Below are 14,894 nucleotides of genomic sequence, written 5' to 3' on the forward strand. Positions count from 1 at the left end.
TGACCGGATCCAGCCTACTCCGCAGAGCGCACCAGGTTGTGCATCAACGCGACGACCTCGCTGGCATGTACGTGAAATCCAGCGGAATCCGCCCCTTAAAGGCACTCGGGAGACCATCCGTTCGGATGATCTCCCGAGGAGGTGAGCTATGGAGCCTAATGGAACGAGTCTCCGCACGCACAGCTTCCCTGCGCGTTGGGATTGTCGATCGTGAAGCCCTGCTTCTGGATGCTGTCCTCGAAATCGATCGAGGCGCCGTCGAGGTAAGGCACACTCATCTTGTCGACGACCACCTCGACACCGTCGAAATCGACGAGCACATCGCCATCGAGAACCCGCTCGTCGAAGTACAGCTGGTAGATGAGACCGGAGCAGCCGCCGGGCTGAACGGCGACACGCAGACGCAGGTCGTCCCGTCCCTCCTGCGTGAGCAGGCTCTTGACCTTGGACGCCGCAGCATCCGTGAGGCCGACGCCGTGGGTTGAAACACTGGTCGTTGTCGTGTCGGTCATACTGCTCCTCGATGCGCTTTCAGGGGCTCCCGCATCAGATCGCCGGAGTCCAGAGAGATTCTAACTCGGTCAACAGGATGTCGGCTGAGATCATTCCCCACGCATGTTGAGCCGCGCGAGCAGAAGTGCCTCGCTCAACACTGAGCGCTTGAAGACCCCGAGATGGAGGGACTCGTTCGGGCTATGCGCGCGCGAGTCCGGATCCTCGACACCCGTCACGAGGATCTGCGCCTTCGGAAAGACCCTCACGAGATCGGCGATGAACGGTATCGATCCGCCGACGCCGACGTCCACGGGCTCCTTCCCCCACGCGTCGGCCATGGCGGACCTGGCTTCGGCAACGGCCCAGCCGCTCGTGTCGACGAGGAAGGCCTCCCCCGTGTCGATGTCGTCGATCTCGAGGCGCGCACCCCATGGGGCATTCGCGCGCAGGTGACGTTCGAGGGCGAGGAACGCCTCCTGAGCCGGCTGCCCGGGCGCGACGCGTGAGCTGATGCGTATGGAGATCGAGGGGGAGAGCGTGTTGGAGGCATTGTCGACGCTCGGCGCATCGATCCCCGTGACGGTGACCGTCGGCTGTGCCCAGATCCGGTTCAGGATGCTCCCATGCCCGATCGTGGCGACCCCGTCGAGCAGGCCCGTCTCCAGGCGCAACTGCTCCTCCGAGTATTCTGGCGTCTGCTGCTCATGGCTCGTGAGGCCCTCGACCGCGACGGAGCCGTCCTCCGCGTGCATCGTCGCGATGAGCCGGATGGTCGCGAGCATGGCGTCCGGAACCGCTCCGCCGAACATTCCGGAGTGGGAGGCGTGGTCGAGTGTGGTGACGGTCAGTCGGAAGGTGACGTTCCCGCGCAAGCCGATCGTGAGCGCCGGGGTGTCGATGTCCCAGTTGTTCGAGTCGGCGACAATGATCACGTCTGCCTCGAGCGCTTCGCGGTTGTCGGCGAGGAAGTTAGCGAAGGAACGGGACCCGAACTCCTCCTCCCCCTCGATGAACATGGCGAGGCCGAGTTCGAAGTCGGGACCTGAGGTCTCGACGAGCGCCCTGATCGAGGCGATATGCGCCATGATCCCGGCCTTGTCGTCTGCAGCGCCGCGACCGTAGAGTCGGTCACCCCGGACAGTCGGCTCGAATGGGGCGGATTCCCACTCCGCGTCATTGCCCGGCGGCTGCACGTCGTGATGCGCATAAAGCAGCACCGTCGGACGCCCATTGCGTGCTGCACGCGTCGCCAGGACCGCCGGCTGCCCTGGTTGCTCGGACCCCTCGATCGCCGACCGTGTGACCTCGACGGATTCGAAGACGCCGAGCCCCCGCACGAGTTCGGCCACCTTCTCGGCACTGGCCTCGACAGCGGCCGGGTCGAACGCCGACCACGAGACCGATGGGATGCGCACAAGCGCCGTGAGATCCGCGATCGTGGTCGGAAGGCCGTTCTCGACGGCGGTGCGCACGGCGGCATCGGCCACGGCGTCCCTCGTCGTCACGGGTGTCTCTGGGGTATCCGTCATGCGGCTAATCTTAAAGCAACCGAAATCAAGGATCTGATGTGGCAAAGAACCAGGCGTCCAACGACGCAGAGCCCGTGATCGAGACCGCTGAAGAAACCGCGGCGCGTCTCGCCGAGCAGGCTAAGGCGGGCAAGGGCACCCCCACCCCTACCCGCAAACAACAGGAGGCGGCCCGCAAGCGCCCGCTCGTTCCGAACGATCGCAAGGAGGCCGCGCGGAATGCGCGCGCCAAGGCGGCTGAGGCGCGCGAAAAGGCGCGCATAGGCATGGCGCTCGGCGACGAGAAGTATCTTCCGGCCCGCGACCGGGGTCCGCAGAAGCGCTATGTGCGCGACTATATCGACGCGCGATTCAACATCGGCGAGATCATGATCCCGGTGATGTTCCTCGTCATCATCCTGACCTTTCTCCCCAGCCGTGAGGTGCAGACGTATGGCATCCTCGGTCTCTGGGCGTTCTTCATCGTCGCCGTCGTCGATTGCGTCGTCCTCGGCTTCCTGCTCACGAGGAAGCTGACCGCCAAGTTCGGCGAGACGAAGGTCGAGAAGGTGCGCTGGTATGCCGCCATGCGCGCACTGCAGTTGCGGCCGATGCGCCTTCCCAAGCCGCAGGTGAAGCGCTGGCAGTATCCGAGCTGATCCGGGGTCAGCGCCCGTAGGCTCCCGCGCGAATGAGCGGAATGCGCATCTCCTCGTCGGTGAGCGCTCCGTGTTGGCCGATCATCGTGCGCCCGGCCTGGCTCCGATCGCGTGAGTCGTAGTACGCCACGAGCCTGCGTGCCGCGACGATGACGTCTCCGATACGCGGCAACACGGCAGGGTCGACGTCGCCGAACAGTCCTGCCTCGACCGCTTCGCCACGGGTGAGGATCCAGGCACGCTCCCCTTCGACCTGCCGCCAGGCCTCAGCGAGGACGTCGGCGGCCGATCCACCGAGCCCCGGCTCCAGATAGAGCTGGAGGCAGCGCGGGTCGCCGCCGACGTGCCGCACCCCGTCCACAAGCTCCGGCACGGTGTCGAAGAGCACGTGCTTGGTACTCGGCACATCGAGCACGCCGTGGTCGGCGGTGAGAAGCAAGCCCGTCGAAGGAGCGAGAGACGCCGCGAAGAGCGACGTCTCGGCGTCGAGGGTCTCCAGCTCGGCGAGCCAGCGGTCCGACTGCCAACCGCGGGCGTGCGCCGCCATGTCGAGTTCCGGAACGTAGAGGTAGACGAGTGCGCCGGGGGTCGAGGCGATGACCCGCCTGGCCGTGTCGAACCGCCCGCCGATGGTCTCGGCGTCGAGGTACTCACTCCCGCGCAACACAGCCTCGGTGAGTCCGGAGCCCTTGTAGCGGACCGGACCTATCGAGAAGCTGGGCACGGCGACGTCCGCGGCTCTCTCGAAGACCGTGCGCACCCGTTGCCAGGTCGCGGGATCCATGTCGGCGTCCCAGCCGTTCAGCTGATTCACGACCCGGTCGTTCGCCGCATCGAGCACTCGATAGGCCACGAGACCGTGCTTGCCGGGCTCGACGCCGGTGCAGAGCGTCGCAAGCCCGGCGGCCGTGGTCGCCGGGAAGACTCCGTCGATCACGTCGTTCTTGCCGAGACGGGCAGAGAGAAACCGGGCGTGCCCGGTCCGGGAGCGGATCGCAGCGGCTCCGAGTCCGTCGGCGAGTACGACGACGGCATGCTGTGCGGGCGGCAGCGCCAACGGATTCTCCTGCCCGAGCACACTGAGAAGAGAACTTTCGAGAACATCGGCAAGCCGCGGACCGCGGGAATTACGGACAGGTAGCATGGGCATCGCGCCCAGTCTGGCATAGAGCAGGGCGTGTTTCGTCCCGCCAGGGCGCATGGCACACGCAGACAAGAAACAACGGATGACCCGCAACGACAGCAACACCGACGCATCATTCACCGAACGCATCGAAGACGTCGACGTCGCCGCGGAGATGCAGGGTTCGTTCCTTGAGTACGCCTACTCGGTGATCTACTCCCGGGCGCTCCCCGACGCCCGCGACGGCCTCAAGCCCGTTCAACGACGAATCCTGTTCCAGATGAACGAGATGGGTCTGCGCCCGGACAAGGGCCACGTGAAGTCGGCCCGTGTGGTCGGCGAGGTGATGGGAAAACTGCATCCGCACGGCGATACCGCCATCTACGACACTCTCGTGCGCATGGCGCAGGCGTTCACCCTGCGCGTCCCTCTCATCGACGGTCACGGCAACTTCGGCTCTCTCGACGACGGACCCGCGGCATCCCGCTACACCGAAGCGCGTCTCGCCGCCGCCGCACTCGCGATGACGGAAGGCCTCGACGAGGACGTCGTGGACTTCGTTCCGAACTACGACAACCAGCTCACCCAGCCGGACGTGCTGCCCGCCGCGTACCCGAACCTGCTCGTCAACGGCGCAAGCGGCATCGCAGTCGGCATGGCCACGAACATGGCCCCGCACAACCTCATCGAGGTCGTCGGCGCCGCGCGTCACCTGCTCGCCCACCCGGATGCGACCCTCGACGACCTCATGGAGTACGTTCCGGGACCGGACCTGCCGACGGGAGGCACCATCGTCGGGCTGTCTGGCATCAAAGATGCCTACGCAACGGGTCGCGGAAGCTTCAAGACCAGGGCACGCGTGAGCGTCGAGAACATCACGGCCCGCAAAACCGGTCTCGTCGTCACCGAGCTGCCATATCTGGTCGGGCCCGAGAAGGTCATCGAGAAGATCAAGGACGGCGTCAACTCCAAGAAGCTCAACGGGATCTCCGACGTCACCGACCTGACCGATCGCACGAACGGATTGCGCCTCGTCATCGGCATCAAGACCGGCTTCAGCCCCGAGGCCGTGCTCGAGCAGCTCTATCGGCTCACCCCGCTCGAGGATTCCTTCAACATCAACAACGTGGCCCTCGTCGGTGGCGGACCGCAGACCCTCGGGCTGAGGGAACTGCTGCTCGTCTATGTCGACCACCGCATCGCGGTCGTCACCCGGCGCTCCGAATACCGGCTGACTCGGCGCAGGGAACGCCTGCATCTCGTCGAGGGTCTCCTCATCGCGATCCTCGACATCGACGAGGTCATCCAGGTGATCCGTTCGAGCGACGACACGGCGCAGGCGCGAGAGCGCCTCATGGAGGTCTTCGATCTGAGCCTGGCACAGACCGACTACATCCTCGAGCTTCAGCTGCGGCGTCTGACCCGTTTCTCGCGCATCGAGCTGGAGGCCGAGCGCGATAAGCTCCGTGCCGAGATCGAGGAGCTCGTCGCCCTGTTGTCGAGCAAGTCGAGTATCAAGGCCCTCGTCTCCGATGAACTCGCGGAGATCGCCGAACGGTTCGGAACGCCGCGTCGTACCCTGCTGACAGAGGCTCGTCCGAGCATCGCCGGCACCGGGGCTCAACGTGCCGCAACCGTGCTCGAGGTCGTCGATGCGCCGTGCCGCGTCTTCCTCAGCGCGACAGGCCGCATAGCCCGCGTCGATCTGCCTGCGGGCGAGGACGCCTCGACCGATATCCCGTCTCCCCCGCGTCGCAGCAAGCACGACGCGATCCGCTCGGCCATCGACACGACGAGTCGCAGCGAGATCGGCGCTGTGACCAGCCTCGGCCGCCTCATCCGCTTCACCCCCGTCGATCTGCCGGTGCTGCCGCTCACCTCCGTGCAACTCGCCGCCGGAGTCAAGGTGGGCGACTACCTGGCCCTGCCGAACCGCGACGAGAAGGTGCTGGCTATCATCTCGCTCGACTCCGACCGTTCCATCGCACTCGGTACACGACTGGGCGTCGTCAAACGTGTCACCACCGACGCCTATCCGAGCAAGCCCGACTTCGAGATCATCGGTCTCAAGCCCAAGGACGAGGTCGTCGGAGTGGCGCAGGGCGACGAGGACGATGAGCTCGTCTTCGTCGCGTCCGACGCCCAACTGCTGCGTTTTACCGCCTCGTCAGTGCGCCCGCAAGGATGCCCGGCCGGAGGCATGGCCGGAATCAACCTCGGTGCGAACTCACACGTCATCCATTTCACGAGCCTGGGGGCCGATGCGGCCGCGGAGGCCGTCGTCGTCACGATCGCGACAGGCAGCCAGACCCTGGCCGGCACCGACCCTGGCAGTGCCAAGGTCTCCGACTTCTCCGAGTTCCCCGCCAAAGGTCGGGCCACCGGGGGGGTGCGTGCCCAGAGGTTCCTCAAAGGCGAGGACGCCCTCTCGCTCGCCTGGGTCGGCCGAGCGCCGGCACTCGGAGTCGGGCCTGACGGCTCGGTGCGCACCCTGCCGGACGGCGGAGCAAAGCGTGACGCATCGGGTCAGCCTCTCGACGCCGTCGTCGGCGCCGTCGGCAGCCGCATCGGGTGACGCATCGATTTCAGACGTCGATGCGTTCGCGCGAGAGCTGGTCAGAACTGTCGATGATGAACTCCTTGCGCGGTGCGACATCGTTGCCCATGAGCAGTTCGAAGACCTTACCCGCCATCTCGGCGTCGGCGATGCCCACTCGGCGCAGGGTCCGGTGTCGACGGTCCATGGTCGTCGTCGCGAGCTGATCGGCATCCATCTCTCCGAGGCCCTTGTAACGCTGGATCGGGTCCTGATGGCGCTTGCCCTGCTTCTTCAGCCCAGCCAGGACGCCGCTGAGCTCCGATTCCGAATAGGTGTAGATCGTCTCGTTCGGCTTGGAGCCCGGGTTCATGACGATGACGCGATGCAACGGCGGGACCGCCGCGAACATCCGACCCTCCTCGATCATCGGACGCATGTAACGAAAGAAGAGGGTCAACAGCAAGGTACGGATGTGCGCTCCGTCGACATCCGCGTCGCTCATGATGATGACCTTGCCGTACCGAGCCGTCGAGATGTCGAAGCTCCGGCCGGAGCCCGCTCCGATGACCTGGATGATCGAGGCACACTCGGCGTTCGACAGCATGTCGGACACGCTGGCCTTCTGCACATTGAGGATCTTGCCCCTGATCGGAAGCAACGCCTGGTGTTCACTGTCACGGGCCAGTTTGGCCGTGCCGAGCGCGGAATCACCCTCGACGATGAAGAGCTCGCTGTGCGCCACATCGCTCGATCGGCAGTCGACGAGCTTGGCGGGAAGCGAGGAGCTCTCGAGCGCGTTCTTGCGGCGCTGGGTCTCTTTGTGCGCTCGCGCCGAGATACGGGACTTCATCTCGGCGACGACCTTGTCGAGCAGCAAGGCCGATTGCGCCTTGTCGTCGCGCCTGCTCGACGAGAACCGCTCCCCCAGAGCCTTCGAGACCACGTTCGAGACGATGGCACGCACCGCGGGCGTGCCGAGCACCTCCTTGGTCTGCCCCTCGAACTGGGGCTCGGGCAGGCGCACCGTCAAGACGGCTGTGAGCCCGGCCAGGACATCGTCCTTCTCGAGCTTGTCTGAGCCGGCCTTGAGCCGACGGGCGTTCTGCTCGACCTGCGCACGCAGAAACCTGAGCAGCCCCTGGTCGAAACCGAGCTGATGGCTTCCGCCCTTCGGCGTCGAGATGATGTTCACGAAGCTGCGCACGACCGTGTCGTAACCGGTCCCCCAACGGAGCGCGATGTCGACGTGGCATTCACGCTGCAACTCGGTCGGCACCATCGCCCCGGAATCGGAGAGCACTGGCACCGTCTCTGAGAAGGTGCCGAAGCCGGTGAGGCGCCAGGTGTCGGTGAGCGGGGCATCTCTCGCGAGATGCTCGACGAACTCGGAGATGCCGCCGTCGAACTGGAAGGAGGTCGTATGCGCCGTCTCGCCACGCTGATCGGTGACGTCGAGCGCGAGTCCGGGAACGAGGAATGCCGTCTGCCGTGCACGACCGAGCAGCTCCTCGGTCTGAAAATCGGCCCCCTTGGTGAAGATCTGCCGGTCCGCCCAGTAACGCACCCGGGTGCCCGTGACGCCTTTGGCGACCTGAGCGACGACGCGCAGCTCGCTGCGCTGCTCGAACGGCGTGAATGGGGCGTCCGGGCTAGGCTCGCCCGTATCGGTGAAGATACCCGGCTCACCGCGATGGAAGGACATCGCCCAGGTCTTGCCATCACGGTCGACCTCGACGTCGAGGCGCTCCGAGAGGGCGTTGACGACCGAGGCTCCGACGCCGTGCAGACCACCGGAAGCCGCATACGAACCGCTGCCGAACTTGCCGCCGGCGTGCAGCTTGGTGAACACGACCTCGACACCGCTCAGGCCGGTCTTCGGCTCGATGTCAACCGGGATGCCGCGTGCCCGGTCGCGCACCTCGACACTGCCGTCTGCATGCAGCACGGTTGCGATCTCGGAACCGTGCCCGGCGAGCGCCTCGTCGACGGAATTGTCGATGATCTCCCAGAGACAGTGCATGAGACCGCGAGAATCGGTCGAGCCGATGTACATGCCCGGACGCTTGCGAACGGCCTCGAGGCCTTCGAGCACCGAGAGATGGCGGGCGGAATAGTCAGAGCTCACGTCGGTCAAGCCTAGCGAGCGCGCGGACATCCGACCGCGACCGACACCCGAAACGACGACGGTCCCGCTCCGATACCGGAACGATATCTACGCGCAGAGCGAAATACCCTGCAATGAGGGCATTTCTCGGTTGCGCCCGTGCTTTCATGGAGTGTCAGCACATCACTGTCGAATCACGATCGCGGCAGTCAGAGTTGGAGGAGGAGCCCATGTCACAGATCGCCAACCCGAATGGTGCAGTCGACGAGCTCGACACCCCGCATCAGCTGACCGCCGCAGACCGTTGCGATGCGTGCGGCGCACAGGCGTACATCCGCGTCGTCGTCAACAACGGCGAACTGCTGTTCTGCGCACACCACGGCCGCAAGCATCAAGAGAAGCTCGCACAGGTCGCACACAGCTGGCACGACGAGTCCAGCCGACTTCTCGAAGACACGCGCAACTAGACGCTATTCGGAATCGAGGCCGAGCCGCACCGCAATCTGATTGCGTGCGGCTCGCGCCATCTCGTCGACGAATCCGGCACCGGCCGCCGGCGCGTACGAAACCCCCTCGCGTGCTAGGACGCTCGTGAGCAGGTGGTCGGTCAGCCCTGGGTTCTTCGCCAGCACCGGACCGTGAAGGTGTGTTCCGAAGACATCGCCCATGACGACGCCCTCCTGCCGGGAGTCCCGTCCGTTGCCACTGCCGTAGAGAACCCGACCGAGCGGAGAGCCCTCGGCATGGATGTAGTCGCGCGCGTGGTTCTCGTAGCCGATGAGGCGACCGTAGCGGGACGTCACGACGAGGTCGTCGCTCACTCTGTCCTGCCGGGGCACGGCACGGCCTGGGAGCACTCCGAGCCCGTCGATCTCAGTCCCGTTCGCCAGCTCAACGCCTCCGCTGAGCAGCTCCCAGCCGGTGCCCACCGCGAGGATCGGCACACCCTCGGTCGCCCAGCGCCGCAACTCGTCGTGCAGGGTCATCAGGGCGTCGCGCGCCGGCAGAAGGTCGGCATCCGTTCCCGAGCCGATCACGACGGCGTCGACACCGGCCGGAAGGTCCTCGACGCTCTCGACGACGACGACGCGTGCGGCTGTACCAGCCCAGTCCGCACGTCTCGCGAGCACACGCGCATTCGCCGCGTCGCCGTTCGTGTCGAGCAGGCTTGGAAAGAGCGAGACGATCGTGATCTGAGCGGTCATTCCTGCTCCCCCACCGCGGTCAGCCCCAGATGCGCGCGGGTGCGCCGCATCGAGTCGGCCGAGAAGATGACGGTCTTCACCCCGGAACGCGGTGCGGGCAGCGCGAGAAAGTCGTCGACGGCCCGGGTGAGATCGGGCTCGACACGATCGATCCTCACCCCGTCGTAGGCGAGCTGGAGCGCCAGCTCATAGGCCTTGGAACCAGAGACGATGGAGACCCGGCCGAGACGCGAGGTGTCGACAGGCCAGAAATAGCTCGGGTCGCGCACGTCGGAGCCGATCGCGAACAGGATCTGATCGGTACCCGGTTCGAGGTGGTCGATGTTGAGTTGGAAGCTCGCGGGATTCTGGACGAGCACGAACTCGACGGTCGAGCCGCGCACCTCGATGGTCTCGCCACGCCCGAAGACCGGCGGGATGGCCCCGATCGTCGACACCGCGATGTCCGGGTCGAACCGTTCACTGAGGATCGCCCGTGCGGCGGCCAGCGCGGCGGCGGCATCCACGGCATAGTGCGTACCCCGCGCGGGCAGGCGCACGCGTTTCGCGACGCGATCGATCACGACATCCGCCACGCGCCCGACGACGCCGGTGACGATCACTCCGCCGCCGTCGAGCCGGTGCTCCGAAACACGCGCATGGCCAAGCCCACGATGGCTCTCGGCGAGCACACCCGCCGTCACGCCGAAGCGTTCGACCACGGCCTCCGGCGCGAGCCCAGCCGCGAGTTCCTCGAGAAACGCGTCGTCGGCGTTGACGACGACGACGCTAGCCCGACGCGCGATCTTGGCGAGCATTCCCGCAACCATCCCGGGGTCGTGAAAGCGGTCGATCTGGTCGACCATGACGTTCGTGAGAATGACGAGGCGCGGCTCGAGCTCGTCGGCGATGAGTGCGCCGTGACCCTCGTCCATCTCGAGCACTGCAATATCGCCGGCAATGCGCCCCGTGAGGCTCGCCCGCTCGAGAAGCGCCGAAGTGAGTCCCTGGGTGATGTTCGCCGTCGACGGATTGGTGAACACCCTCTTGCCATGGCCCCGCAAAGCCGCGACGAGCATCTTCGTGGTGGTGGACTTGCCGCTCGAACCCGAGACGATCACGAGTCCATCGGGAAACGTATTGAGGGTCGTGGTCAGGAAGCGCGGGGCCAGACTGTTGACCACGAGTCCGGGGATCGCGGACCCGCCACCGGGTTTGCGCAGGCGCGCGAGCACCCTGATGGCGCGTCCGATGAGGATCGCCGGGGCGTAGCGGATGCCCACGTTCCTACTCGAGGTAGTCGCGCAGAGACTGTGAACGGGAGGGGTGACGCAACTTGGCCATCGTCTTCGACTCGATCTGCCGAATGCGCTCACGCGTCACGCCGAAGGTGTCGCCGATCTGGTCGAGCGTCTTCGGCATGCCGTCGCCGAGCCCGAACCGCATGCGGATGACCCCCGCCTCGCGCTCGCTGAGCGAGTCGAGCAAGCTCTCCAACTGCTTCTGCAGCATGGTGAACCCGACGGCATCGGCCGGAACCACTGCCTCGGTGTCTTCGATGAGGTCGCCGAACTCGCTGTCGCCATCCTCGCCGAGCGGCGTGTGCAGCGAGATGGGTTCGCGACCGTACTTCTGCACCTCGATGACCTTCTCCGGGGTCATGTCGAGCTCGCGGCTGAGCTCCTCCGGAGTGGGTTCGCGGCCAAGGTCCTGCAGCATCTGACGCTGCACGCGCGCGAGCTTGTTGATGACCTCGACCATGTGCACGGGGATACGGATCGTGCGCGCCTGGTCGGCCATGGCGCGGGTGATCGCCTGGCGGATCCACCAGGTCGCGTAAGTGGAGAACTTGAAGCCCTTGGTGTAGTCGAACTTCTCGACCGCGCGAATGAGGCCTAGATTGCCTTCCTGGATGAGGTCGAGGAACTGCATACCCCGGCCTGTATAGCGCTTGGCGAGTGATACGACGAGACGCAGGTTCGCCCCGAGCAGGTGGCTTTTGGCCCGCGCTCCGTCCTTGGCCACCCACTGCAGCTCACGGCCGAGCTGCGACTTCTTCTCGACGTCGCTCAGATGAGAGAGCTTGTCTTCGGCGAAGAGACCTGCTTCGATGCGCATGGCGAGCTCGACCTCTTCGGCCGCGTTCAAGAGCGCGACCTTTCCGATCTGCTTCAGGTAGTCCTTGACCGGGTCGGCCGTCGCACCGGTGATAGCACTCGAGTAGACCGGCACCTCGTCGTCATCGTCGACGAGAGAGAGCACGAGTGCGCCCGTCGGAAGGGGCTCGTCCGCGCTGGGACGCTTCGCTGCGTCCTCATCCTCGGAGTCATCCGACTCGTCGACACTCTTGTCGTCCGCGTCCTTGTCATCGCCGGCTTCGACGACGACGTCTTCCAGAACCTCGTCATCGCCAGGCTCGACGTCCTCGTCGACGACGTCTTCACCCTCGACGGACACGGACTTCTTCGCGGCGGCGCGTTTGCGCGGGGCAGGCTTTTCGGCGGCGACACCGCGGGTGGCAGGCTTGCGAGCCGTGGCAGGCTTGACCGTGGCGCCCTCGACCACAGTGGCCTCGGCCGCTGGAGCCTTACGTCTTGCAGTGGTCTTCGCCGGGGCGTCCTTGGTTGCCTGGGCAGCTTCCTCGGTCGCGGCGGACTTCGTGGAACGGGTTGCCATTCGAACACCTCTCAGACGGGCGGACTCCGGTGCGTGAGTCGCCGATGGTAGCTGGCCGGGTCGCCCCGGCGCATCATCCGTGGCCGCAGCCAAAAATGGACATTACTAAGACCCATGTCAAGTCCCAGGCATTCGTGCCGCGAACGAAAGAACGAGGCTGCCAGGACGAGAACGGGTCCTACCGACGATTATTGCACGGATCCTCTGAAGAACCCGCCCGATAAGGTTCCTCAGGCTCCCCCCTCGACTCGCTATGAGCCCTGGCGCCGCCTCCACGCCCTCGCAAGTGCAACCCAGAGAGGGGCTACTTCTATTCCCTCGTCACGCCGCATCGCTCGTCGGGTGCGACGGCGCGCGTGCACGAGGAAGACGACTCCGACGCCCACGACGAGGTACTGCACGGCGAAGGCGATCCGGAAGCCGTCGATGGCGTAGAGATCGCTCTGCTGCCCCGCCGCGATCCGCACATGGTCCCAGATATCGAGAATGACGCCGATGAGGAACATCGTCACGAAACTCGCGAAGAATCCTCCGACATTCACGACTCCATTGGCGGAGCCTAGACTGCGCAGCGGGTTGAAGGTTCGGGCGAAGTCGAATCCGATGAGTGAACCCGGTCCACCAATGCCGATGACCACGATGAGGAGCCCGACGAGCCAGACAGGCGGTATTCCCGGCCACAGCAACACGAGTGTCCACATGGCGCCCATGACCGCGACGATAGCGAGCACGATGTTGCTGCGCCGCAACGGGTACCGGGCCGTGAGGAGGCCGAGCATGGGGCCGGCCACGAATCCGGTGCCCACCAGCAGAAGCAGCATGCTTGCGGCGAGTTGCTCGCTGTAGCCGAGTCCGAAGACCATGAACGGAAAACCCCAGAACAGGCTGAACACGGTACCCGACGACTGAGTGACGTAATGCGACCAGAACCCGAGCTGGGTGCCCGGGCGACGGAAACTCGCACGGAGCTGGTCGAGCGCCGCACGCAGGCTGTTGGCGCGATGATGCTCGACGGAGGCGAGAGGACGATCGCGAATGCAGAGGATCACGACGGTGAGCGCCACGACCGACAGGCTTGCCGCCGAAAGGAAAGCCGTCGTCCATCCGTAGCCGTGCAGGATCCACGCGAGCGGAACCGCCGAAAGCACCTGGCCGAGCTGACCAATGTTGCCGGTCCACTGCGAAAGCTGCGGCACGGCGCGGCCGGAGAACCAGGAGCTGATCAGACGGATCAGCGAGATGAAGAGCGTGGAGTCCCCAGCACCCACCAGGATGCGTCCGACGATTGCGACCGCGATGTCTGGCGCCATGGCGAGCGTGACCTGGCCGATGATCATGAGCGCCGTGCCGGAGATCATGAGCACACGCGAACCGAAGCGGTCGATGAGCACGCCGACAGGGATCTGCATGCCCGCGTAGACGATGAGCTGCACGACCGCGAGGCTCGAGAGCACGGCCGCCGAGCTGCCGAAACGGTCCGCAGCAGCAACACCCGCGATGCCAAGCGATGTGCGCTGCATGACGGCGACGAGATAGGCGAACGATCCGACGGCGAAGATCAGCCAGGCACGTCGGGTGTTCACCTGAGGATACTACTCCCGGCCGGCTGGCGGCTCGTCGTCGTTCTTGCGTTTGAAAGCGAGGAACTTCTCAAGCTCAGCGGCGATCTCATCGGCGCTCGGGAGCTCACCGTCCTCGTCCGTGAGGGGGGATCGCAGGGTCGTGCCCTGCATGTAGCTGTCGTGACGTTCCTCGAGAGTGCCCACCAGTCGTGCCAGCTCACCGTTGTCGGCAACCTGCTCGTCGATCTTCGCGACGAACTCCCGTCCCTGTTCGCGCAGGCGGTCGGTGGGAAAGATGAGGCCAGTGGCCGCACTCACGCTCTCCAGCGCGGCAATCGCCGCGGAAGGGTATTCGGTGTCCGAGAGATAGTGCGGAATCAGCAGCACGAACCCGACCGTGGGATGCCCGAGCTGCTGCAGACGATACTCGACGAGATGCAGGGCGTTCGCCGGCACCTGCGTGTGCGGGCGCCACACCGACATCGACTCCGTCAGCTCGCTGCGGTTCCCACTCACGGTCACGCCGATCGGCCTCGTGTGCGGCACAGGCATGGGGATCGCGTGAACCCATGTCGTCGTGGCAACGGAGAACCGTTCGACGAGGTCGATGACCGCCCGGCTGAAACGCTCCCACTGGAAGTCCGGCTCGAAACCGGATAGGAGCAGGAACGGCTGGCCGAGTTCGTCCTTCGCCAGATAGAGACGCAGGGACGGTGGCTGGTAGCCGGTCAGGTGATCCTGGTCGAAATAGATGATCGGACGTCGCGCCCGGTAGTCGAGCAGGATGTCGGGATCGAACTCGGCGACCACGACGCTCTCGAGCGTGTTCAGGAGATACTCGGTGAACTGGCTCACCGCGCCACCGGCGTCGGCGAAGCCAGTGAGGCCCGCGACTATGTGCAACCCCTCGGGAACGCCGGCGGCGTCCGGAGTCAGGATGTACAGTTCGCTGGGCTCACGCATGCTTCCACTCTATGTGTCGGGAGAGGGCCGATCTCCTGATGCAGGCCCAATGGGTCATGCCCAGAGCGAACACCGGCGCCG

At 65.4% G+C, this 14,894-nt stretch carries 12 protein-coding genes; 3 read left to right on the forward strand and 9 right to left on the reverse strand.

What is annotated here, in order from left to right; translation table 11 throughout:
• Window positions 1–155 precede the first annotated feature (155 nt).
• Window positions 156–512, reverse strand: coding sequence for an iron-sulfur cluster insertion protein ErpA (gene erpA / locus ACFQB0_RS06055; protein ID WP_386728786.1), 357 nt, complete (start codon window positions 510–512; stop codon window positions 156–158).
• Window positions 513–602: 90 nt separating this feature from the next.
• Window positions 603–2,024, reverse strand: a complete 1,422-nt coding sequence (locus ACFQB0_RS06060) for a dipeptidase (RefSeq protein WP_386728788.1) — start codon at window positions 2,022–2,024, stop codon at window positions 603–605.
• A 38-nt stretch (window positions 2,025–2,062) separates the two neighbouring features.
• On the opposite strand from ACFQB0_RS06060, the gene ACFQB0_RS06065 reads away from it, so the two are divergent.
• On the forward strand, window positions 2,063–2,662 hold the full coding sequence (locus ACFQB0_RS06065) for a DUF3043 domain-containing protein (protein WP_386728791.1): 600 nt from the start codon (window positions 2,063–2,065) through the stop codon (window positions 2,660–2,662).
• Between the two features lie 7 nt (window positions 2,663–2,669).
• Here the strand turns inward: ACFQB0_RS06065 and ACFQB0_RS06070 are convergent, their stop codons facing one another.
• Window positions 2,670–3,719 carry an alkaline phosphatase family protein gene (locus ACFQB0_RS06070; RefSeq protein ID WP_386728794.1) on the reverse strand — a complete coding sequence of 350 codons (1,050 nt, stop codon included), beginning with the start codon at window positions 3,717–3,719 and terminating at the stop codon, window positions 2,670–2,672.
• Between the two features lie 169 nt (window positions 3,720–3,888).
• Here ACFQB0_RS06070 and ACFQB0_RS06075 point away from each other — a divergent pair, with 169 nt between their 5' ends.
• Entirely contained in the window at window positions 3,889–6,360 is a 2,472-nt protein-coding gene (locus tag ACFQB0_RS06075) for a DNA gyrase/topoisomerase IV subunit A (protein WP_386728797.1), read from the forward strand.
• A gap of 10 nt (window positions 6,361–6,370) precedes the next feature.
• Here ACFQB0_RS06075 and ACFQB0_RS06080 read toward each other — a convergent pair whose 3' ends face one another.
• The gene (locus ACFQB0_RS06080) at window positions 6,371–8,449 is read right to left on the reverse strand and encodes a DNA gyrase/topoisomerase IV subunit B (RefSeq protein WP_386728800.1); all 2,079 of its coding nucleotides are present in this window, start codon (window positions 8,447–8,449) and stop codon (window positions 6,371–6,373) included.
• 209 nt (window positions 8,450–8,658) lie between these two features.
• On the opposite strand from ACFQB0_RS06080, the gene ACFQB0_RS06085 reads away from it, so the two are divergent.
• Window positions 8,659–8,895 (forward strand): DUF7455 domain-containing protein, encoded by a 237-nt coding sequence (locus ACFQB0_RS06085; RefSeq protein ID WP_386728803.1) that lies wholly within the window; start codon window positions 8,659–8,661, stop codon window positions 8,893–8,895.
• 3 nt (window positions 8,896–8,898) lie between these two features.
• Here ACFQB0_RS06085 and ACFQB0_RS06090 read toward each other — a convergent pair whose 3' ends face one another.
• From ACFQB0_RS06090 to ACFQB0_RS06110, 5 genes are all read right to left on the reverse strand, one after another.
• Complete coding sequence (locus ACFQB0_RS06090; RefSeq protein WP_386728806.1) at window positions 8,899–9,633, reverse strand: type 1 glutamine amidotransferase; 735 nt, start codon at window positions 9,631–9,633, stop codon at window positions 8,899–8,901.
• Window positions 9,630–10,895 carry a MurT ligase domain-containing protein gene (locus ACFQB0_RS06095; protein WP_386728808.1) on the reverse strand — a complete coding sequence of 422 codons (1,266 nt, stop codon included), beginning with the start codon at window positions 10,893–10,895 and terminating at the stop codon, window positions 9,630–9,632. The genes ACFQB0_RS06090 and ACFQB0_RS06095 overlap by 4 nt, the downstream gene beginning before the upstream one ends.
• Window positions 10,896–10,899: 4 nt before the next feature.
• Window positions 10,900–12,288: an RNA polymerase sigma factor gene (locus tag ACFQB0_RS06100; protein ID WP_386728810.1), complete on the reverse strand. Its 1,389-nt coding sequence runs from the start codon at window positions 12,286–12,288 to the stop codon at window positions 10,900–10,902.
• Window positions 12,289–12,539: 251 nt separating this feature from the next.
• Complete coding sequence (locus tag ACFQB0_RS06105; RefSeq protein WP_386728813.1) at window positions 12,540–13,871, reverse strand: MFS transporter; 1,332 nt, start codon at window positions 13,869–13,871, stop codon at window positions 12,540–12,542.
• Between the two features lie 9 nt (window positions 13,872–13,880).
• Window positions 13,881–14,813: a proteasome assembly chaperone family protein gene (locus tag ACFQB0_RS06110; RefSeq protein ID WP_386728816.1), complete on the reverse strand. Its 933-nt coding sequence runs from the start codon at window positions 14,811–14,813 to the stop codon at window positions 13,881–13,883.
• Between the last annotated feature and the right edge of the window lie 81 nt (window positions 14,814–14,894).

This window comes from Luethyella okanaganae, from assembly GCF_042660285.1.
Taxonomy (GTDB): Bacteria; Actinomycetota; Actinomycetes; order Actinomycetales; family Microbacteriaceae; genus Luethyella; species Luethyella okanaganae.